The sequence below is a fragment of the Acetobacter lambici genome (genome assembly GCF_011516885.1).
Taxonomy (GTDB): domain Bacteria; phylum Pseudomonadota; class Alphaproteobacteria; order Acetobacterales; family Acetobacteraceae; genus Acetobacter; species Acetobacter lambici.
Window position 1 is genome coordinate 45,350 of the sequence record NZ_WOTD01000013.1, and the last position, 21,765, is coordinate 67,114.

The 21,765-nt window shown below is 56.4% G+C and carries 20 protein-coding genes; 13 read left to right on the forward strand and 7 right to left on the reverse strand.

Translation table 11 applies throughout. From position 1 onward, the window contains the following. Positions 1–24 precede the first annotated feature (24 nt). From GOB86_RS08025 to GOB86_RS08040, 4 genes are read left to right on the forward strand one after another with little or no spacing between them, the layout of a single operon-like run. Positions 25–297 carry a YtcA family lipoprotein gene (locus GOB86_RS08025; protein ID WP_165991828.1) on the forward strand — a complete coding sequence of 91 codons (273 nt, stop codon included), beginning with the start codon at positions 25–27 and terminating at the stop codon, positions 295–297. Positions 298–300: 3 nt separating this feature from the next. Further along, a complete protein-coding gene (mdtN, locus tag GOB86_RS08030; RefSeq protein WP_165991829.1) occupies positions 301–1,350 on the forward strand; it encodes a multidrug transporter subunit MdtN in 1,050 nt (349 codons plus the stop codon). Next, positions 1,331–3,127: an FUSC family protein gene (locus GOB86_RS08035; RefSeq protein ID WP_165991830.1), complete on the forward strand. Its 1,797-nt coding sequence runs from the start codon at positions 1,331–1,333 to the stop codon at positions 3,125–3,127. The genes mdtN and GOB86_RS08035 overlap by 20 nt, the downstream gene beginning before the upstream one ends. Then, entirely contained in the window at positions 3,124–4,734 is a 1,611-nt protein-coding gene (locus tag GOB86_RS08040; protein ID WP_165991831.1) for a TolC family protein, read from the forward strand. Before GOB86_RS08035 ends, GOB86_RS08040 begins: the two co-directional genes overlap by 4 nt. Here the strand turns inward: GOB86_RS08040 and GOB86_RS08045 are convergent. Genes GOB86_RS08045 through GOB86_RS08055 form a run of 3 tightly spaced genes read right to left on the reverse strand, consistent with a single transcriptional unit; the run spans position 4,707 to position 6,380 of the window. After that, a complete protein-coding gene (locus GOB86_RS08045) occupies positions 4,707–5,285 on the reverse strand; it encodes a DNA-3-methyladenine glycosylase I (RefSeq protein WP_338421518.1) in 579 nt (192 codons plus the stop codon). The two genes, GOB86_RS08040 and GOB86_RS08045, sit on opposite strands and share 28 nt — an antisense overlap. 13 nt (positions 5,286–5,298) lie before the next feature. Continuing rightward, positions 5,299–5,724 (reverse strand): ArsR/SmtB family transcription factor, encoded by a 426-nt coding sequence (locus GOB86_RS08050; RefSeq protein WP_165991833.1) that lies wholly within the window; start codon positions 5,722–5,724, stop codon positions 5,299–5,301. Further along, positions 5,721–6,380, reverse strand: coding sequence for a peroxiredoxin (locus tag GOB86_RS08055; protein ID WP_165991834.1), 660 nt, complete (start codon positions 6,378–6,380; stop codon positions 5,721–5,723). The genes GOB86_RS08050 and GOB86_RS08055 overlap by 4 nt, the downstream gene beginning before the upstream one ends. A gap of 106 nt (positions 6,381–6,486) precedes the next feature. Here GOB86_RS08055 and GOB86_RS08060 point away from each other — a divergent pair, with 106 nt between their 5' ends. Both GOB86_RS08060 and GOB86_RS08065 read left to right on the forward strand, forming a co-directional pair. Then, positions 6,487–7,413, forward strand: a complete 927-nt coding sequence (locus tag GOB86_RS08060; protein ID WP_165991835.1) for an MBL fold metallo-hydrolase — start codon at positions 6,487–6,489, stop codon at positions 7,411–7,413. 39 nt (positions 7,414–7,452) lie between these two features. Beyond that, entirely contained in the window at positions 7,453–8,238 is a 786-nt protein-coding gene (locus GOB86_RS08065; protein WP_165991836.1) for a sulfite exporter TauE/SafE family protein, read from the forward strand. A gap of 70 nt (positions 8,239–8,308) precedes the next feature. On the opposite strand, the gene GOB86_RS08070 is transcribed toward GOB86_RS08065, so the two are convergent. Beyond that, positions 8,309–10,000 (reverse strand): SulP family inorganic anion transporter, encoded by a 1,692-nt coding sequence (locus tag GOB86_RS08070; RefSeq protein WP_338421519.1) that lies wholly within the window; start codon positions 9,998–10,000, stop codon positions 8,309–8,311. A 121-nt stretch (positions 10,001–10,121) separates the two neighbouring features. Between GOB86_RS08070 and arsC the strand changes: the two genes are divergently transcribed. Continuing rightward, a complete protein-coding gene (gene arsC, locus GOB86_RS08075; RefSeq protein WP_165991837.1) occupies positions 10,122–10,472 on the forward strand; it encodes an arsenate reductase (glutaredoxin) in 351 nt (116 codons plus the stop codon). A gap of 100 nt (positions 10,473–10,572) precedes the next feature. On the opposite strand, the gene GOB86_RS08080 is transcribed toward arsC, so the two are convergent. Beyond that, positions 10,573–13,011: a membrane-bound PQQ-dependent dehydrogenase, glucose/quinate/shikimate family gene (locus GOB86_RS08080; protein WP_165991838.1), complete on the reverse strand. Its 2,439-nt coding sequence runs from the start codon at positions 13,009–13,011 to the stop codon at positions 10,573–10,575. 506 nt (positions 13,012–13,517) lie between these two features. Here GOB86_RS08080 and GOB86_RS08085 point away from each other — a divergent pair. Beyond that, entirely contained in the window at positions 13,518–15,194 is a 1,677-nt protein-coding gene (locus GOB86_RS08085) for an alpha-keto acid decarboxylase family protein (RefSeq protein WP_165991839.1), read from the forward strand. Positions 15,195–15,479: 285 nt separating this feature from the next. Next, the gene (locus tag GOB86_RS08090; protein ID WP_242012555.1) at positions 15,480–17,114 is read left to right on the forward strand and encodes a carbohydrate porin; all 1,635 of its coding nucleotides are present in this window, start codon (positions 15,480–15,482) and stop codon (positions 17,112–17,114) included. A gap of 36 nt (positions 17,115–17,150) precedes the next feature. Here the strand turns inward: GOB86_RS08090 and GOB86_RS08095 are convergent, their stop codons facing one another. Beyond that, positions 17,151–17,486: an acyl-CoA thioesterase gene (locus GOB86_RS08095; RefSeq protein WP_165991850.1), complete on the reverse strand. Its 336-nt coding sequence runs from the start codon at positions 17,484–17,486 to the stop codon at positions 17,151–17,153. Between the two features lie 360 nt (positions 17,487–17,846). On the opposite strand from GOB86_RS08095, the gene GOB86_RS08100 reads away from it, so the two are divergent. From GOB86_RS08100 to GOB86_RS08115, 4 genes are all read left to right on the forward strand, one after another. Beyond that, positions 17,847–18,080: a hypothetical protein gene (locus tag GOB86_RS08100; RefSeq protein WP_165991840.1), complete on the forward strand. Its 234-nt coding sequence runs from the start codon at positions 17,847–17,849 to the stop codon at positions 18,078–18,080. A gap of 652 nt (positions 18,081–18,732) precedes the next feature. After that, on the forward strand, positions 18,733–20,094 hold the full coding sequence (locus GOB86_RS08105; RefSeq protein WP_165991841.1) for an MFS transporter: 1,362 nt from the start codon (positions 18,733–18,735) through the stop codon (positions 20,092–20,094). Positions 20,095–20,325: 231 nt separating this feature from the next. Further along, positions 20,326–20,556: a site-specific integrase gene (locus tag GOB86_RS08110; protein ID WP_253544044.1), complete on the forward strand. Its 231-nt coding sequence runs from the start codon at positions 20,326–20,328 to the stop codon at positions 20,554–20,556. A gap of 315 nt (positions 20,557–20,871) precedes the next feature. Next, a complete protein-coding gene (locus GOB86_RS08115) occupies positions 20,872–21,522 on the forward strand; it encodes a hypothetical protein (RefSeq protein ID WP_165991843.1) in 651 nt (216 codons plus the stop codon). Positions 21,523–21,552: 30 nt separating this feature from the next. Here GOB86_RS08115 and GOB86_RS15930 read toward each other — a convergent pair. After that, positions 21,553–21,765, reverse strand: a 213-nt coding sequence (locus GOB86_RS15930) for a hypothetical protein (protein WP_206752700.1), incomplete at its 5' end; no start/stop codon positions are given.

A 21,765-nucleotide genomic window follows, 5' to 3' on the forward strand; every position in this document is an offset into this window, starting at 1 on the left:
TGTTCACGTCCTAATGACCCGACCATGCGCTATCAACCCATCCAGCGCGCCATACCTATTCTGCTTCTGCCCCTGGCAGGCTGCAAGGTTGCGGGCGCACCGTCCTTTCCACTGGCCGGAGCATACTTTCCCAGTTGGATGCTCTGCGGTCTGCTGGGCATTATTGTGGCGGTCGGGCTGCGTGTGCTGTTCCTTGCTACAGACATTGACGCCCTGCTCAGGCTGCGGCTGTTCACCTATGTCTCGCTTGGCACCATAACGGGCCTGCTGTGCTGGCTTTTGGCATTTGGGCCGTAACGCATGAAAAAAATATCCCTTTCCACCCGCAACCCCATTGGCCTTGTTATCGCTGCCATATGCATTGCCGCGGCCACAGCCCTTGGTTATTACGTTTTGGGACAGGACGAATCCTACCCATCGTCCGATACCGGAACGGTGGATGCCGAGGTCGTGCACATAGCCTCCACCGTTGGCGGGCGGTTGCAGACATTGCATGTGCACGTCAACCAGTCGGTCAAAAAAGGCGACGTGCTTTATCAACTGGACCCTGAGCCCTATAATCTGGCCGTGCAGCAGGCTACCGCCGGGCTGGCGCTAACGCAGGCAGGGGTCGAGCAGCAGCAGCGTCTGGTTGCGGTGGAAGCCGCCAATGCTGATATTGCCAAAAATCAGGCCGTACGCGCCAAAACCAACCATGAACTGGCCGAGCGCACCGTGGAACGCCTCCGTCCGCTGGCCAGCAAATCCTATATTCCGTTGCAGCAATATGATCAGGCACAGGTGGCCCTGCATGATTCCAGCATAACACTGGACCAGAGCCACCTACAGGCCAGCGCCGCACAGGTGGCGGTCGGGGATCTCAACAGTTCCATGGCGGCACGGCAGGTGGCCGAGGCCACACTGGCGCAGGCCCGCTACGCCCTGCGCCAGACCACCGTTATTGCTCCAGCCGATGGATACGTGACCAGTCTGCGGGTCATACCGGGGGAAGTCCTTATTCCATCGCAGGTTCTGTTTACGCTCATCGCCAATGATGGCTGGTTTGTAACCGCCAACATGCGTGAGGGCACGCTCCATGCCATTCACCCCGGCGACTGCGCCACGGTTTATTCCATGATCAACAGGAACACCCCCATACGGGGCCATGTGGAAAGCATTGGCTGGGGCGTTTTTTCCGTTGATTCCGCAGGTCTGAGCCGCACCTTACCGATTGTCCCGCGTGAGATGGACTGGGTGCATGTGGCCCAGCGTTTTCCTGTGCGGATCAGGCTGGAACAGGCCAACCCGCAACTGCTGCGGCTTGGGGCCACAGCCACAGTGGAAATACGCCATGGCGCCGCCTGCGACTGACACAGGCGAGAGCACTCTGGCACGGATATGGTGGCTGATACGCGCCCCCCTGCCGGGCCGGGGTGGCCATAGCCTACGCATGGCTGCGGCCTGCTCCATGGTCGTGCTGATCGGGGAAATATGGCAGATCCCCGATGTGGCCGTGCCCGCACTCTGCACCATGGCCGTGTGGCAGAAGGACCGCACAACCAATATGCTCGCAGGTGTTGCGATCAATATTCTGATCATAGCCATTCTGGCGCTGCTGTTCGTGCTGATCCATCTGACACTGGACCACCCGTTTGGCCAGGTGGTCGCCATTATGCTGCTCTCTTTCACCTTCTTTTTTCTGGGCTCGGCCAGCAAGCTCAAGCCTGTTGCCTATCTTCTGGGCCTGATCGTTGTCTTTGCACTGGTTGTTGCGGATCAGGTACCTATTGGCGAGATTGCAACCCGGGCACTGCTTTACGCGGACCTGTTTATTCTGGTCCCCGGTGCGGTCATGATCGTGTGTGGCCCGCTGATCTGCCCCTCCCCCGCAACACTGATGATGCGCGAAATTGCGGCCCGCCTGCGCCTGTGCGCCACATTGCTGGAACAGCCCGATGGTTACCAACTGGACTACGCCCGCGCCACATTGCGCGCTGGGGCTGGCGGCATGCTCAAACTGCTCAAAATGGCCAGACTGGAAAAAATCCTGCACAAGGACCAACTCGCCCATCTGGAGCAGTCCGCCTATTCCAGCGTTGCGGCTCTAGCACTGGCCCATACTGCTTTTCGGGATGGAGAAGTGCAGCAAGCCAGTCAGGAGTTTTCGCAAACCCTGCGCGACATGGCGGAAATGTTCTCGCACAATGGTTATCCGCAGGATATTCCTCTTCTGAGCGCGCCAGACAACGCCCCCGCTTTGGCCCAGTTGGCCATTGTGCTGCATGGTTTTACAGAACCGGCCGCACCCACACCGCAAGATGCCCCACCGGCTGAGCAGAAATCAGGCTTTTTCACCCCCGACGCCTTTAGCAACCCCGAGCATGTACGTTTTGCGGTCAAAGGTACGGGAGCCGTGCTGATCAGCTATTTTATCTTCACCATTCTTAACTGGCCGGGCATCCATACCTGCATCATCACCTGTTTTATTGTCGCCCTGCCCACTGTGGGAGAAATGACAACAAAGCTCCGCCTGCGTATTAGTGGCGCTCTGGTGGGGGGGGCTATTGGCATTGCCTCCATTATTTTTGTCATGCCCCATCTTTATAATATTGCCGCTTTTCTTCTGCTTATTTTTGTCGTGTCCCTTTTTGCATCGTGGGTCAAAAATGGTGATGAGCGCATAGCCTATGCAGGGTTCCAGATCGGCCTTGCCTTTTTTCTGAGCGACCTCAAAGGGTATGGCCCCACAACAGACATGACCACCGCCCGTGACCGTATTATTGGCATTCTGCTGGGCAATTTTATAACCTATGCCGTATTTGCCACTTTCTGGCCCTCCAGCGCTTATACGCCTATCGCGAAACGCTGCCGCACTTTGCTGGATGTTTTAAAAAAGCAGATCGCCACAACCAATCCGGCCGAGCACACCCGACTGGCCGCCACAGTGCAGGAAGACCTGTCCAGCACAGAGCGGGCACTGGAACTGGCGGAGGCCGAACCCCCACACATGCGCGCGCACATGCCACTCCTGCCCACCTACGCCATGATCACACGACAAGCCGCCATTGTGGCCGAGGACGGGCTGCTACCATCCCGCCGAAAAGCCGTTCAGCAACACATACAGGACATGGAACAGGCCCTGACATGACACACCGCGCACAGACCCGGGTTCTGCTTGGCCTGCCCTGCCTTTTGCTGGGCCTGTCGGGGTGTGCCACACAGGCACTGGAGAGCGCTCCCGCCCGGCCAGACATGCCGTGGCAGCCCAACGTTGCCGCCAATGGCGAACTCCTGCCCGGCAAGGCAGGCCGGCGGGGGCTTATGCTCCCCCCCGGCTACGTCTTGCCCGCCAACCATGCCCTTACCCCCCGCCCGGCGGATAGCAGCATAAACCCCACACACACCTATTCGCTCCCCGAACTGATTGATATTGCCCAGTCAAACAACCCGAGCACACGCAGGGCATGGGATGCCGCGCGGGACGCTGCACTGGCGGTCGGGATTGCCCGCACCACCTACGTGCCGCATCTGACGGCCTCCATTGTTGGCGGGTATGGCACCCGGCACAACAATAATTCCTTCGATGTTGAAAACGGTGGACTAGCTGGCAATATCATCAACAATACCAATACCCCCCGCACCCAGAATAACGGGCATGGTGAGGTGCAGACACTGAACATGGAATGGCTGCTCTTTGATTTTGGCAAGCGCGAAGCCATGATTGATGCCGCATCCCAGTTGCAGTTAGCCAGCAACGTGCTGTTTACCGCCGCCCACCAAAAAGTTATTTATGGTGTTACACTGGCCTTTTACACACATGCTGCCGCCGTGGCGCGTGCAGGGCTGGTCGAACAGTCACTCCGCAATGCCCGTAGTATTCAGGCCGCAGCGGAGGCGCGCCTGCGGCAGGGGCAGGGTACTGTTGTGGATGTCGCCCAGACCCAGCAGATGACCGCACAGGCGGAACTGCGGCTGGTGCAGGCCCAGAACGGAATTGAAAACACCTATCTGGAACTCATGACATCCATGGGCATTGCCCCCTCCACCCAACTACGTACGCAGGACGTGGCAGGGCGCGCCCTTAACATAAACGATATGCGCATGACGGATGACATGATCCGCACTGCTGTGTCTCAACGCCCGGATGTGCTGGCTGCGTATGCTGCGGCAAAAGCTGCACGTAGTAACGTAACAGCTGCAAAAGCCGAGTTTTTGCCAAAGGTTTTTGTTACAGGCAACGTTGCCTACACGACCGGGCATCTGGCCCTTTCCTCCGTTCCGGGTGCGGGGTCTGATTCCTCCCCCACCCTCAACCTGTCCTCCAATAACTTTAGCAGCCTCGTTCTGGGCGGTATTTCCGTGCCTATTTTTGACGGTGGCATGCGCGCTGCCGTGCTGAAGCAGGTGCAGAACCGCGCGGACAGCACACAGGTCACGCTGGAACAAACACTCGACGACTCAGCCAAACAGATTGTTGCGGCACAAAATGGCCTGCATACGGGCCTGAGCGCTTACCGCGCGGCCACCAAGCTGGAGGCTGCGGCCCAGACCAGTTTTGATGCGACCTTTACGGCCTACCGCAGTGGTGTGGGGTCCATAACACCTGCAACATTGGCCCAGAGTGGCCTGCTCGATGCCCAACTTGCGCAATCCGATGCTTATTATGCCGCTCTTATTGCCGCGGCCAGCCTTGGCTTTGCAACGGGGGCAATCGGTAATATGCCTGATCAGGGCGCGGAGGACGCCCCCCGGTAGCAAAAACACGCTACCTCATGCCCATCCAGCATGCCAATGGCCTGCATCCACGCCTGTGCGGTTGTTGGCCCCACAAAACAGAACCCTTTGTGCTTGAGGGCTTTTGCAACCGTGACAGACAGAGGGGACTGTGGCTCCAACCCCGTACCGCGCTCATGCGCCAGTGCCCTGCGCACCATACCCCATGCAAACGCAGAAAAATCCTCCCCCGCGTCTTCCATCGCAAGCCATGCCCGCGCATTGGCTATTGTCGCCGCAATTTTGGCACGGGAGCGGATAATACTGGCATCCCCCAGTAACCGCGCCTCATCCTCCTGCGTGAACATGGCCACTCTATATGGATCAAACCTGCAAAAAACCCGCCTAAAATTCTCACGCTTTTGCAGAACCGTATTCCACGACAACCCGGCCTGAAATGTTTCCAGCACCAGCGCCTCCCATAAGGCACGGCTGTCTGTTACGGGTTTTCCCCACTCATGGTCATGGTAGACACGGAGCAGGGTATTGGCCTCGGCCCAGCCACAGCGTACCAGCTTACCAGAAGCCTTCACTCCCGCTACCGTTTTACGGCCGGGGTGTATCGCTTGTGCGGATAAAGGCAAACTGTGCCCCACCTTCCGCCTCCCGCTGGGCTGTGGTGCGGCTACCCGACCCATACCGTTCGGACACAGCCCGCAAGGCTGGCAGGGCCGCACGCTCCCCACGGAGCAGGCCTATAAGGGCACGCACGCGCAGGGCTTCTTCCTCACTGGCAAGGCTGTAATGGATTGTGCGGGATTCGCGCCTTGGCACTACAATTTCGGCCCGCCGCAAGGCACCAAGCTGCTGGCTGAGGGTTGGCTGGCCTATGCCTGTGCAGGCTTCCAGTTCCCCCACGGCAAGGGAACCACGCTCAAGCAGGGCATCCAGAATCATGAGCCGTTGTGGCTGGGCAAACAGCTTCATGCATTCAACAAGCTGTCTGGCTTCCTCAACGCTCAGCCCACTCATGCCTCGGTATCCCGGCTCATGTTCATGAACCAGTCCGGACCTGCGGCCATAATATCCTCATGCGTCTGGCCTGCGGGCAGCACCACATCCGCCCCCGGTATCCAGCCTTCGGGGGTCATCACATCCCCCCGCTCGACCCGTTGCAAGGCGGCGAGCACACGGAGCATTTCGGCCACGGAGCGACCAACCGTTGCGGGGTACCAGGTGATCACGCGCACAATACCGTGCGGGTCAATAAAATACGCAGCACGCACCGTTGCACTATTGCGCGCATCCAGATCCAGCATACCGTAGGCACGGGCAATAGCCAGCGAAGGGTCCTCGATCACGGGGAAGGAGATTGTTACGCCAAACCGCGACCGTATCGCTTCCAGCCATGCCAGATGTGCAGGCAGACTATCCACCGACAGCCCGACCAGCGCGCAGTCCATGGCCTCGAACTGGGGAACAGCACGCGCCATGGCAATAAATTCGCTGGTGCAGACCGGAGTAAAATCCGCCGGATGCGAAAACAGGATAACCCACCGCCCCCGCAGGCTGCTGAGTGTAAAGTCCCCCTGCGTGGTCCGGGCCGTAAAGTCAGGCGCTTCGTCTCCTATCTTTAAGGAGGAGGCGAGAGGCACCAAAGGACAGGCATCTGCTATGCGATCGTTCATGGCAGTTTCCTTTACGCGAAATCCTGATCTTGACGCAAGATGGTTTCATATTTAGTGAAATCAAATATACAATATTACAGTAAGTTATAAACAATCGGAGTCTCCCATGTCGGATACCGCCATCACAACAGCTACGGCCCAGATTCTGATGATGCTCCGCCATCCGCAGACCCGACCCGTAGTACGGAGTTTTTTTGACCCCGCCACCTTTACTGCCAGCCATGTTGTACATGACCCGGCCACAAAGCAGGCTGCGGTCATAGACAGCGTTCTGGATTATGACCCCGCATCTGGCCGCACCAACTACGCCTCCGCCCAGCAGATTGTGGACTACGTGCGGGCACAGGGCCTGCATGTTGTCTGGCAACTGGAAACACACGCCCATGCCGACCACCTGTCCGCCGCCCCATGGTTGCAGGAACAGCTTGGCGGCCAGCTAGGCATTGGGGCCGATATTGTGCGTGTGCAGGAGGTTTTTGGCAAAATATTCAATGCCGGATCCGAATTTGCGCGCGATGGGTCCCAGTTCAACCACCTGTTCAACGATGGCGAAGGCTTTAAGCTGGGCAATCTGGACTGTATGGCCCTACATGTGCCCGGCCACACCCCAGCGGACATGGCCTTTATTATCGGGGATGCCGCTTTTATTGGGGACACGCTGTTCATGCCCGATTATGGCACCGCACGGGCTGACTTCCCCGGGGGGGATGCCCGCATGCTGTACCGCTCCATCCGCCGCCTGCTGACCCTGCCCCCACAGACCCGCCTGTTCCTGTGCCATGACTACAAGGCCCCCGGACGCGACACATTTGCGTGGGAAACAACCGTAGGGGCCGAACGCGAGCACAACGTTCATGTGCATGACGGTGTGAACGAAGAAGACTTTGTGGCCATGCGCACCACGCGGGACGCAACGCTGGGCCTGCCCAACCTGATCATGCCCTCCGTGCAGGTCAACATCCGTGGGGGTCATATGCCCGAGCCTGAAGACAATGGCGTCAGCTACATCAAAATTCCAGTCAATCGCCTGTAAGCTGCTCAGCCCCCTGCCCGACCACACTGCGGAGAACCCATGTTAACGCCCCACATTTTGCATATCGCGCTGGAAATTGCCTCTGGCGCAACCGTGGGGTTTACCCTTGGGCTGGTTGGGGGGGGCGGGTCCATTCTGGCGGTGCCGCTCATGGTTTATCTGGTTGGGGTGCCCAACGCGCATGTGGCCATAGGCACCAGTGCGCTCTCCGTTTCCATCAATGCGCTGGTGGGGCTGGCGCAGCATGCGCGCAACAAAACCGTAAAATGGCGGTGCGCGGGTATTTTTGCTTTTTGCGGCGTGGGTGGGGCTTTTCTGGGCGCATCCCTTGGCAAAGCGGTAGATGGCAGACACCTGCTGCTGCTGTTTGCCATTCTTATGATCGGGGTTGGTGTGCTGATGATCCGTGGCCGCCACAATACAGGTTGCCCCGGTGCGAGTTGCAACAGGGAGAACGCGCCCAAGGTCATGGCCTGCGGGTTTGGCACGGGCGTTCTGTCCGGTTTTTTTGGTATTGGCGGGGGCTTTTTGATTGTGCCAGGGCTTATGGCCTCCACCAGCATGCCCATCCTTAATGCGGTTGGTACATCGCTTGTGGCTGTGGCGGCTTTTGGGTTCAGCACCACGTTCAGCTACATGCTCTCTGGTTACGTGGACTGGCAGCTTGCCGGGCTGTTTATTCTGGGTGGGGCCGTTGGATGCAGCATTGGCACCAGAGCGTCACGCACGCTGTCGGGGTCAGCGGGCAGACTGAGCACCGTATTCGCCAGCCTGATTTTTGTTGTTGCAGCCTACATGATCTGGCAGAGCGTCCGCCAGCTTTAGGGTTGGGCAGCCCCCACGCACGGCCGGAAAACGCACACCCAAGAACGCTCTCCCAGTCCTGCTCAGGTCTTTAAGGGCTGGTCACCAGCGCGCCGGTTGATGGCTGCTGTGCCACCGTATGCTGCGCGCTGGCCATGGCCTGATGGAGTTGGGCAAAAATATTACCTTCCCCCAATGCCGCAACAATATGGTGCCGCTCCATATCGGCCAGTGCATAGGACGCAACCCTGCCAAAAATAACCCGCACGCCCTGCATGTGCAAACGGAACAGCACATCGCGCACAACACTGGCGGCGGAATAATCAATATCCGTAATAGCGCTACAATCGACCACCATGCACCGCACCGGCGTTGGAGCGCTGGAAAGCAGGAGGTCAATATCCTCCGAAAAAAGCGAGCAGTTTGCGTAGAACAGGTCCGCGCAAAAACGGTACACCACAAGCCCCGGTGCTGTCTGCTCCCCTGCGCGTACGGGTACAGCCTCAAGCTCATGCGTTGTGGTGTCTGGTTTGAGCACCATGGTATGGGGTCGGTAGCTATGCCGCACATGCCGGAACAAGGAGAGGGCAATGGCAATAAAAATCCCCTGCTCCACTCCAATGCTGACCACCGTAGCCATTGTAACCAGTGCGAGCCTGAACTCCCCCGGACTTTCCTGCCGAATATGGTTGAGGGCTGCTGTATCAATCATACCCACAGCAACACAGAACACCACCGAGCCCAGAATACAGCGAGGCAGATACTGGAGTGGCCCGGTAAAAAAGAGCAGAACACATAAGGTCACCGCGGCAAATACCAGTTGCGCCTTCTGGCTTGTTCCCCCTGCCTGCACAGCCATGGCGGTCTGGGTCGGGCTACCATTAACCGTAAATGTGCCACTCAGCCCGGCCGCGGCGTTGGCCGCACACAACCCCACAATATCCGCATTGGCATCCACTGTTTCGTGCAGCCTGTAGGCAAAAGCGTGGGATGTGGCAGCACTTTGCGCAATAATAACAAACACGCAGGAGCCAGACACAGGCAGAAGCGCTAAAAACTGATGCCACGAAACCACGGGCACCGCAAAATGCGGCAAGCCCCCCTGCATTGGCCCCAGCACGGTCACCCCATACTGGGCCAGCCCCAAAACCCAGCTCAGCCCCAGCCCACCCAGCACCACCACCAGCGCCACGGGCCGACCGGGTAAAAAACGCGCCCCACATAACAGCAGTCCACATGCCAGGCAGGAAATCCCGGCCGTAAGCAGGTGCATATGCGAACCCGCCCGCACAAGCCCCACAAACTGGGCCAGAGTATTATGCGATCCAACATCCAGCCCCACCATGTCGTACAACATGCTCATGCTGACCTGCACACCTACTCCGGCCAAAAAGCCGACCAGCACGGTGCGTGACAAAAAGTCCGCCAGAAAACCAAGCCTGCACAGGCGGGCCACCAGCAAAAAGCCCGCATTCAGCAAAGCAACGGCACTGACCAGATGAATGTAGGCAGCACTGCCCACCGGCTCCATTTCCGACAGGGCGCTGGAAAAAATAGCCGCCGTGGCGGAATCTGCGGCAACAACCAGATGGCGGGAGGAGCCAAACAGCGCAAAGGCTACTAATGGAAACAGCACCGTGTACAGCCCGGTTACGGTGGGCATGCCTGCAATCCGCGCATACCCCAAAACCTGCGGAATGTTCATGGATGCCAAAGACAGCCCGGCCCACACGTTTTTGCTTATGGAAAACGGTTTTTGCCACCAGCCAGTTAATGTACGCACGCGGCCCCTGCTCCCTTCTTCCCTACCCTGTGGTTTCTGGCTGCCTGATCCGGGGCATGCGAGCTCTTGTCAGCCTTGGAGAACATGCAACAATCGCGCCTTTGTAAAAGAGGCATGTAACATGACTGTAACAGTTTACCACAATCCGTCCTGCGGTACGTCCCGCTCCGTGCTGGAACTGGTGCGCAATGCGGGCATAGAACCCGAGGTGGTGCTTTACCTTAAAACACCACCCAGCCGTAAACAGCTTGAAGACACTCTGCTCCACGACAAACTGGGCGCGCGCGACCTGTTACGCGCAAAGGAAAAACTGTGCGCAGAACTCGGTCTGGACAAACCCGACGTAACAGACAGCCAGATACTAGACGCCATTGCCCAGCACCCCGCCCTGCTCAACCGCCCTGTTGTGGTAACCCCCAAAGGGGCAAAAGCCTGCCGCCCGGCCACTCTGGTGCTCGACCTGCTGCCATAAAAACGCGCCTGTGAGCACAATAGCCATGTGCCACAAAAAAGGGCCTGTCCGGCTTATAACAAACCAGACAGGCCCCATATGTTGCGTCTAAGACCCGGAGTTAGTGCGCGGCAGCACCTTCTGGCAGGGCATAGGCAATAATATAGTCCCCGACATCAGGCGAATGGCTGGCGCCACCTGCGGAAATCACCACATATTCCCGCCCGGTTTTGGGTGAGCGGTAAATCAGGGGAGCGGCGACAGCCCCCACTGGCAGGCGCTGCTTCCACACCTCCTGCCCGGTCCGCGAGTTGAGTGCCCGCAGGTAGTAATCCTGCGTTCCGGCAAAAAAGACCAGACCCGAGGCAGTAGAGGTGGGACCACCCAGCGTTGGCATGCCAATAGGCACGGGCAGATGGGTTTTAACCCCAAGTGGTCCAAGGTCTTCCACCGTACCCATGGGCACCTGCCAGACAATTTTTTTGGTGTGCAGGTCAATGGCTGTCATGGTGCCAAAAGGCGGTGTGCTGCATGGCACAGCCAGTGGCGATTGCAGGATGTCAATCTTGACCCCGCCATAAGGCCCGGCCAGTTGCGGGCGGATGGTTCCCATAAAGCCCGGAACCTCGTCCGTTGAGACCTTGAACTTTTTGGCGTTCTCCCGCGTGACCAAAGACATCCTCAGCGGCATGCGCATGTCGTTGACGAACATGAGACCACTGTTTTCATCCACGGAAATACCGCCCCAGTTCATCCCGCCCAGCAGGCTGGGCCATTCGATGTACGGCTTTTCACCCGGTGGGGTAAATGGCCCTGTATAGACCGAACTTTTGAACATGATCCGGCAATAAAGCTGGTCAAACGTACTCACCCCCCACATGGCGCCCTCGCTCAGCGGGTCCGCACCAATGGTCGGCATACCAACAGAAAAAGGCTGGGTGGGGGAAAGATGCTCGTCCTGTGCCGCAGGTGATGTAGCGACCGGCTTTTCCACAACCTCGGTCACCGGCTTGCCCGTGCGCCGATCCAGCACAAAAATATGACCCGTCTTGGTGGTCTGGATCAGGGACGGAATTTTTTCGCCCTGTGCGTTGGTCACGTCATACATGACCGGCTGGGATGGCAGGTCATAATCCCACACATCATGATGGATAAGCTGCGAGACCCAGCGGGTCTGGCCCGTGGCCGCATCCACCGCCACAACGGCAGCCCCAAAGCGGCTGTTCACCGCATTACGGTCCCCGCCCCAGTAATCCGGCGGGCCATTCCCCGTTGGCAGGTAAACAAGGTTGAGTTCCTTGTCGTATGTGGGCACCGTCCACACATTGGGGGTGGACAGCGTGTAGGTCTGGTCTGGTGCTGGGGCCTGCGTGTTATCCGGGTTACCAACATCCCACGCCCAGGCAAGCGAGCCATCGCGCACATCAAACGCGCGTACAACGCCTGAGGGCTCACCGGGCATAATGTCCCGCACCCATCCACCAACAACAACCAGATGCCCCATCACCACGGGCGCTGCGGTGGGGTGGTAACGTTTGCTGTTTTCGGTCGGCCCCATCTGCTTTTTAAGGTCCACAAACCCTGCGTTGCCAAAGCCTGTGCATACTGCACCACTATGGGCATCCAATGCGAACAGACGCGCATCAATGGAGGAGACCAGAATACGCTGGTGGCAGTCCGGCGCGGTGTAAGCCGTCTTCTGCTCCGGCGTCAGGCTCGTATCCGCATCCATGTCGTAATACCCAACGCCACGGCAGCTCACATGCTCGGCCGAAACTGCATTGGGGTTAAACTTCCAGATTTTTTGCCCCGTATCGGCATCAATGGCCGTAATCAGGTTTTCTGGGGTGCAGGAGTACAGCACATTCCCGATCTGCTGGGGTGTGTTCTCATCCGTGCCAAAGCCGCTCCCGCTTACGCGGCGGCCAGTGCGGTAAACCCATGCAACCTTAAGCTGACCCACATTGGCAGGCGTGATCTGGCTATATGGCGCAAAGCGCGTGCCTCCGGCACTCCGGCCGTAAAACTCCCAGTCGGCTGGCGCATCGGGCTGACCGGCCTGCGCCACCTTGGCCGCGTCACTCAGGGCATCGGGGTTGGCAATAGTCCCGTGCGGGAAAAAAGCCGAGACCAATGTGCCCACCAGAGCCACCAGAACAGCCAGCCCCCCCAGAGCGCTCCAGCGCCGTGTTACCACCCCGATATTGGGGAACAGCGCCGCCAGCCACAGACCCAGAGTCAACAAAATGGCAGGCACAACCAGCCGAGGCAGCAACTCCCAGTAACCAATATGTGGCGCATCATACAAAGCCCACAGGCATGTTGCCACAAACACCGCGACTGATGCAGGTAAAGCGCTGCTTTTGCGCCGGAAAAACAGCGCTGCCAACGCCAGATAGGCAAGCCCCGCAAGCAGGTAGTACGCCGAGCCACCCAAAGCCAGCAACTGCCCGCCCCCATAGGCAAGCACAAGCCCTACCCCCGCACTCAGCAGTGCAAAGAGAACCCGGTATACATCGGCCACAGTTATCCGATGCTCTGCCCTGAATGGTTCATCCATTCTTTTTCTCCCAATTCCCAAAGTTCCCAAAGACCGCATGCCAGCAGACCTGGATAAACCGCCCTGACCAGCCCACACCCTGCCATTCCTCAGAAAGATGGTGGTCTGTGATCCATTACCTTGGATGATGTCAATAATAATTCCACGTTTTTCAAATCACGACTGGATATACACAAGAAAATGACCCAGATTTTCATGCGCATTACACTGTACAGTCCTGACCTTTATCACGTTGAGGTGAAACACTACGGGCATCTGCGGCCCCCTCCATGCGGTGGTCCCCCATGCTCTGCCTTGGCCTGACCCATACGTGTTTTACAAACCGTTGAATTATCAGACTTCCTTGCATTTTCTCACGTTAAAATGCCTCCACAATGCCCCAAAGCCATACTGGAAACATATGGGTTATAACAGCTTCATATATTGGACATCCCCCCAGCATCGCGCGTTTAACTGGTGCAACGCCCCTGCTCGCAGGACCATTTTTTAAGGAACACGCAGTTACCATGACCTATACCGTTGGAATGTATCTGGCTGACCGTCTGGCACAGATCGGGCTGAAACATCATTTTGCCGTAGCCGGGGATTATAATCTGGTCCTTCTGGACCAACTCCTGCTCAACAAGGACATGCAGCAGATCTACTGCTGTAACGAGCTGAACTGTGGCTTTAGCGCCGAAGGCTACGCCCGCGCCCATGGTGCGGCAGCAGCCGTTGTAACCTTTAGCGTTGGTGCCATTTCCGCCATGAACGCCATTGGCGGCGCTTACGCGGAAAACCTGCCCGTTATCCTTATTTCCGGCTCTCCCAACAGCAATGACTACGGCAGCGGCCATGTGCTGCACCACACGCTGGGCAACACGGATTACGGCTACCAGATTGAGATGGTACGCCACGTAACCTGTGCAGCCGAAAGCATTACGGATGCCGCCTCCGCCCCGGCCAAGATCGACCACGTTATCCGCACCGCCCTGCGTGAGCGCAAACCCGCGTATCTGGAAATTGCGTGCAACGTGTCCTCCGCCGAGTGCGCACGCCCCGGCCCGGTTTCCTCCCTTCTGGCCGAGATGACCCCCGACACCACCAGCCTGAACGCTGCGGTAGATGCCGCCGTTGCCCTGCTGGAAAAATCCGAGCGGGCCGTCATGCTGGTTGGCACCAAAGCCCGCTCCGCCCATGCGCTGAACGAAACCGAAGCGCTGGCCGACCGCATTGGCTGTGCCGTAACCATTATGGCCGCAGCCAAAGGCCTGTTCCCCGAAGACCATGCAAACTTCCGTGGCCTTTACTGGGGTGAGGTCTCAGCCCCCGGCGCACAGGATCTGGTGGAAAAAGCCGACGCCGTGCTGTGCATTGCGCCCGTGTTCAATGACTACTCCACCGTTGGCTGGACCGCATGGCCCAAGGGTAATAACGTGCTGGTGGCAGACCCCAACCGCGTAACGGTTGGCGGACAGACGTTTGAGGGCTTCACCTTGCGTGAATTCCTGACAGCTCTGGCTAAAAAAGCCCCTTCCCGTCCTGCCAGCGCACGTGATTCCAAATACACGCACACCAAAATTGCGCCCGCAGCACCCGACGCGCGCCTGACTAATGACGAAATGACCCGTCAGATCAACGGCATGCTCACATCCAAAACCACCCTTGTAGCGGAAACGGGGGATTCCTGGTTTAACGCCATGCGCATGCACCTGCCCCGCCACGCCCGCGTGGAAACGGAAATGCAGTGGGGCCATATTGGCTGGTCCGTGCCTTCGTCCTTTGGTAACGCCATGGGCTCGCAGGAGCGCGAACATATTGTGATGGTGGGTGACGGCTCCTTCCAGCTGACCGCGCAGGAAGTTGCCCAGATGGTGCGGTACGAACTGCCCGTGATCATCTTCCTTGTGAATAACCGTGGTTATGTCATCGAAATTGCCATCCATGATGGTCCATACAACTACATCAAGAACTGGGATTACGCCGGTCTGATGAACGTGTTCAACGCAGGCGAAGGCCACGGCCTTGGCATGACAGTCAAAACCGGGGCGGAACTGGCAGACGCCATTAAAAAGGCACAGGCCAACCACCGTGGTCCGACCATTATTGAATGCCAGATCGAACGCACGGACTGCACGGACATGCTGGTCCAGTGGGGCAAGCGCGTAGCCTCCGCCAACGCTCGCAAGCCGCACGTTTCATAACAGACACCTTAAGTTTTCTATTTGAAAAAACGCCCCGGATTCAGGTCCGGGGCGTTTTTTATTACCTATTCACAACCAATCACCAAGACGTGCTTTAAATCACGTTATCTTATAATAAGTTTTCTAAAAAACTATGTTACGGAAAATCCAGTTTCTCAAGACCTGACAAGGATTACTGGCCGCGGCATCTTCCGCACCACGCAACTGGCAAGAATAAAAAAAAACATGTTTTTTCCGATATGTTTTTCAAAAAAATCTTCCGTAAAACATATTAGAAAACGCCACATGACCATAAAATCATCAGGATTACTGGCTCTGGCCTCATGGGGCTTTGCAGTCTTCTGCCATACCCCCTCCGTACATGCGCAGACTGTTCTTTCCACCCCCGCCAACACCAGAGAACTGGTCGAGCGCGCCATGCGTCAGGCGGATGAACAATCTCTGCCCGACCCCCATGTTCTACAGCGCCCCCTCAACTCGCCCCTACCTCCCAGTGGGGTGCCGGTTGCCCCATGGCCGGGCCTTGCCACAATGAACATCCCTAGCGTGAATGATTACGGCGCAAAAAAGCCTCATCATATCATGACACTGGAACCCCTTAGCCTGCGGGAAGGACCATCATGGCTTCTCCCCTCCGAAGTGGACGCCCAGCGCCGCACGGATATGGAAGACCCCTATTATGTGCCCACTGCGGGCAGCAGCCACCTTGTGCCCCAGATCATGCCTTTTCGGACACGCTTGCAGCAAAAAGGGTTTGCATTTTCCTTTACCTACAAGGGGGAGGCCATGGGCAACATCAATGGCGGCATAAAGCGCGGCATGGACTACGTGCATGAGCTGACATTGCAGATGAATTTTGATCTGGGCAAAATGGCAGGCCTGGAGGGCTGGTCCGTGCATACGCTGCTCATGAACCGTGCTGGCCGCGAGGTCTCGCACGACATGGCGGGCGAATATTATGTCAACCTGATGGAAGTTTACGGCCTGTCCGGCCATGTTGTCGCCCATCTGGTCGACCTGTACGCCGAAAAGCAGTTCCTGAACAATCGCATGGATATCACGTTTGGCCGCATGTCCTTGACGCATGTTTTTGCAACATCGCCCCTTATATGCTCCTTCATGGTCACATGCTCGGCCCCCGTAGCCCTAAAACTGGATCCGGAGTTTTCCGTTTACCCCAAAGCAACATGGGGGGCGCGCGTACGCTTTCGCCCCACGCGGGACACCATGGTCCAACTTGGCGCTTATCAGGTTTCTCCCATCAACGGCAATCCGAGTGGATGGTCATGGGGGAGCGAGGATACAACAGGCATGGTGCTACCTGTGGAGTTTACCTGGCAGCCCTTCCTGACCCGTAACCGTCTGCCCGGCCACTATGTGTTTGGCTATGCGCACGATACGACCCGCTATGCGGATGAACTGGGCAGCAAACCCGCCACCCTGCTTGCACAACCCGGCCGCGAACGCAGTGCCCCTATGGATATTTTCTGGTTTGAAGGAGACCAGATGATCTACCGGATGGGGGGACGCAACCAGATGGCAGGCGGCTACCTGATGGCCGGATACATCCATAACACACCTCATGTTTCCTCCATTTCGGACGAAGCTTATGGTGGCCTGTCGTTCAACGGACTGATCCCCAATCGTGTGACAGACAGGCTTGGCATCATGTATTCATGGTACCATGTCAGTGACCGCAAGCGGCTTGGTCAGATGTATGCGCTGGATGCGGGCTTGTCCCTAGGCAGTCAGGTCAGGGGGCCACAAACGGACTCCCATGTGATCGAGGCCTATTACGCCATTGACGCCATGCCCGGGGTAACCGTGCAGCCTGAATTTGAATATATGATCAGACCGGGGGAAACATCCCACATCCCTGACGCCGCACTGGTTGGGCTTAAGGTTATTGCTAATCTATAAATAAAAACTGCCTGATACGCAGGTAGTTTTGGGCCTTCACCCCTTATCCAGTGTCTGTGGCCGTCCTTCTTCATCCACAGCGACAAAAACAAAATTCCCCGATGTGACCTTCTGCCGGATATTTGTCCGCCGGATGCGCCGCACAGATTCCGCGCAGATGGTAATGGACGTGCGTCCTACCTTAACAATACGGGTATAGACATTCAGCTCATCCCCAACCGCCATGGGATGATGAAAAACCATACCGTTAATGGCCACGGTCACACATTTGCAGCCTGCAAACCCTTCAGCCGCGGTGCTGGCCGCAAGGTCCATCTGGGCTGCAACCCAGCCACCAAAAATATCGCCCGCGGCATTTGTATCCCTGCGCATGGCAACAACCCTGACAGCCAGATTGGCATCCGTTGCCCAGTCACTTGGTTCTGTATTACCCACGATCGCCCCTTCAGCCTGCGTATGGTCCCTGCCGGAATGTCTGGAGCATGTTTCTCCATTCCTTACCAAACATACAGAGGAATCTATGCGCGCCACCCATGCCTGTACAAAACGTGAAAAATCCTTGGAGCAGGATCGGGCCGTCTCCTCCACTCCACAGCCCGGACGGCTACAGAACATCCGACGATCACGCATTTGTTATATGAACGACGTTAATATCATTTTCATCGATGAAATTTTATTTTACACGAATCTATAGATTCGTTCATAATTCGACGCAGAGCAGGAGGGGTAACAATGTACAGATATGCAGTTTCTTTTACAGACCAGACACAGTCCAATATCCGGGACACCATACTCCAAGCCAAAAGCAATAATAGCGACAATAATATTCAGATCGCAACAAATGGTTCTGGTGAAGTTTACGCCAGCGATCTTAAAGAAGCCCGCGTTAACGCCAATGAAAAATTTGTGGACAAGACCATTGAAAACGTCATGAAAGAAAAAAATTCCGGGTCTTTTTACGCGTAATTTATCCGTGCAGACTGATCTATATTGCTACCTCTCTTAAATTCATTCTGCTTATCCCCCTTTATATCGTTACTTAAGCAATATGGTTAGGCCAACACGAGCCTACCCCCTCTCCTGTGTTACTACTGAACAAGGCTCTTGTCAGATACGCAGCAGGACATTGTATCCCACCCGTAAGGCAGAATATGTAGGCTGACCTTACGTTCATAAACTTGCTAACGCTGCATTCCGAATGCAATGTTTCATCGCAAAATAATTAATGTAACCAGTTGATATTTCTATATTTTTTATTCAAGACCAGCACAATCCAGAGCCGCGACACGCCTATTTGCATAATTCAAGCGCACATACGCCAACTCCAGTTGATCTGGAGCCACGCGGATGCGTAATGAGCCCCTATGATCAGATGATGATCAGGCATGATCGCATGCAAAGGTCTTGTCGTAGTAACCGGCAACCTCCATAAACACGCCCGATAAGCAGCTTACATTCTGAAGATTAGATAGGCCGGATAGAAAAATGTCGGCTGCCAGACCTGTCAATGCGCAAAAAATAGTAGGCAAACTGCCAAAAGCGGTCTGAGATACGCATTGGTATTTGCTGTGTAAGATACAAATTATAGTCTGTTAACAATCAGGACACCGAATTTTTTATGACCTCCCCGCCTGTTTCCGACACACAGCGCCGTCTGGTCATGCTCTGCGCCGTGCTTGGCATTATTCTGGGCGGGCTGGATGGCGCAATTGCCAACATTGCGCTCCCCACCATTGCTCATGACCTGCATTGCAGCGAAACCCAGACGGTCTGGGTCGTCAATGTCTATCATCTGGCCGTGGCGGTCAGCCTGTTACCTGCCGCAGCACTAGCGGATTCTCTGGGCTTAAAGCGTGTTTATGGGTTCGGGATAGCACTTTTTACGGCAGCATCCCTTGCCTGTGCGCTTTCAGGCTCACTGGGGGTTCTTATCGCATCACGTGTCGTGCAGGGGCTGGGAACAGCCTGTATGGCAGCACTCAGCGGCGCCCTTGTACGCAATGTGTATCCCAGAGCCATGCTGCATCAGGCTTTTGCTATTATAGCCTTGGCCGTTGCCATTTCTGCGGCGGTTGGGCCAACACTGGCGGCAATAGTTCTAGCTGTGGCTCCCTGGCCCTGGCTCTTTCTGATTAACGTGCCAATTGGCGTGATCACCGTTGCCCTTTTCCTACGGGCGGCCCCAGCCAGCCCCCGCGCTGCGTTCTCGTTCGACGGGGTGGGTGCACTGCTGAATGTGGGCGCGCTGGGCTTAGGTATTTTGGGGGTTGATGCACTGGGGCAGAAGGAAACTGGCCTAGCAGCATTTGAAATCGGGACAGGTTTACTCTGCACCCTTTTGCTGTATGGCCAGCAGAAAAAGCTGAAAACGCCTATGCTGCCATTGGATCTGCTCGCTATTCCACTGTTCTCGCTCTCAATACTGACATCGATTTGCGCGTATGCGGCACAGATTTTAGCCTATGTCGCGCTACCGTTTTTGTTTCAGACGGTTATGCATCTCTCCGCCGTAACAACAGGCCTACTCGTAACGCCCTGGCCCGTGCTTGTTGCCGTTGCCGCCCCTTTTGCTGGTCGCATGGCTACCAGGCATCCGGCCTCGATTTTAAGCAGTATCGGCTTGGCAATTCTTGCGGCAGGACTGGTCACTCTAAGCCTGATGCCTGCGCAGCCCGCTTTTTGGGACGTATGCTGGCGTATGGCGCTATGCGGCATTGGGTTTGGCTTTTATCAGACGCCCAATAACCTGACCGTTATGACTTCCGGCCCCGCAACCCGTAGCGGTGCGGCGAGTGGAATGATGGCGGTTGCACGCACACTGGGCTGGGCGCTCGGCTCAGCACTGGTGGCTCTGGTCTTTGGCTTGTCCCAAGGAAGTGGGGGAGCGGTGCATTGCCTTGAACTGGCAGCAGGGTTTGCTCTTCTTGGTGCCACACTCAGTATCTCGCGCCGCGTTATCCGACGTGAAGAGAGGCAATAGCCCGTCGATGACCCTGTAACGGATGGCTGCAGTGATGGCATTCGGAAGAACGAGATAATAGGTATCAGCAACTGCAATTAGGAGACGGTGTTCGAAGGCCTGTTGCCCAGTTCTTTGAACAGCAGCGTTGGCTGGTCGGCGGCCGTCGAGATGAATGGTATGAGTTCGTCCGCCTCGATTGCTAATCGCTTATGGCCCCCGAAGGCTGCTGAAAAGGAGAAATCTCTTTTCGTGCCGGACGCAACGCCACACGACCTACGGCACACATGGGCGTCATGGCATTACTGCCTGCACCGAGACATTCTCGCACTCAAGGAAGATGGAGGCTGGGCCACGATGGAAATCGTCGCCCGGCACGCCAAGAAAATGCCCGATGCCTACCGGGAAGAAATCCGCGCATGGTGGGGGCTGGAAAGCGGTACGGATTTGGCACGGATACTGGTTCCAAGTAATGGAAATTGATGCCGTTTATTGCTATTTGGGGAGAGGTATTTTTCAGCGGGGGACATGGTGAAAACCGCAGTTTTCTGCGGCTCAGGAATGGTGGGCGCAACAGGGATTGAACCTGTGACCCCTACCATGTCAAGACCGGCGGACTCCAAAAAAATCAAAGGCTTAGAGAGTCAAACACGCTCAAATACGGCACGCACGATCAAGGAAATATCGTGCTATGCGTGCGAGCAGCGTACCAGAAACTGACTTTGTTGTCACGAATTACCAAATCAATCCGACACGTTTTTTTCATCGTGTTCTGCCTTCGATCGGGAATGCAGCGCGATGAAAATCTATACTTCGCGCAAGACTAGCAGCTTGCTTGTTCACAGCCGCGTTCCACCGGTATCGCATAGACCTAACAAAATACCACGGAATAAGCTGAAGCATCTGTTTCTTTCTGCCGTTGAGGCAGCACTGGAAACGGGAGAACTGCCAAGCCGGAAACATGGCTGGAAAGCCGTATTCTCCAAGTTCATCGACCTGATGGGGCCTGATTGTTCGTGGTATCCATCACATGCGGAAGTGGCACGAAAAGCCAAAGTGTCTGAGCGTACGGCATGGGCCGCGATCAATGCACTTGAGAGTATCGGCCTTATTCGTGTGGAAGCCCGCTACATATACGACCATGAGAAGAGCAAGACGGTTAGAACCAGCAATCTCTATGAGGTTGTCGTGACAAAAGCGCAGAGAGCCATAGCAATCCTTGCCGGTACTGCTCGCAAGGCGAAAGAAGCAGCCAAGAGGCAATGGGCAGCAGCCAGTCGGTCAAGCATGCTCGAATGGGGTAGGAGAGTTATCCACCACCTACCCGCAACGGCTGCGGAGGACCCCCAATTAAATATATTTAAAAAGGGGAATCAGGCCGAACCAATCCGAAATTGGAGCCATAACGAGTGGCTTGAGTATTGCCAGAGAGGCAATCCGACCAGCTAACCGCAACGGTATCGACCTAACCGCAACGACCTAACCGCAACCGGCCAGACCGCTGCGCGGGGCTACGCCCAGCGCGTCCCACGCGCTGTCTGCCGCATTCCCGCCCTTATGCCAGTAAAGTGATTTTTTGCTTAAGTGTCTGACCGAAAATGAGTTGAGTGATTTCAGTGGATTATGATTCATGGGTTTGCGATAACCTGATGAGATCAAGATGGCCTGGACTGAAATCACCCGCGCGCAGTA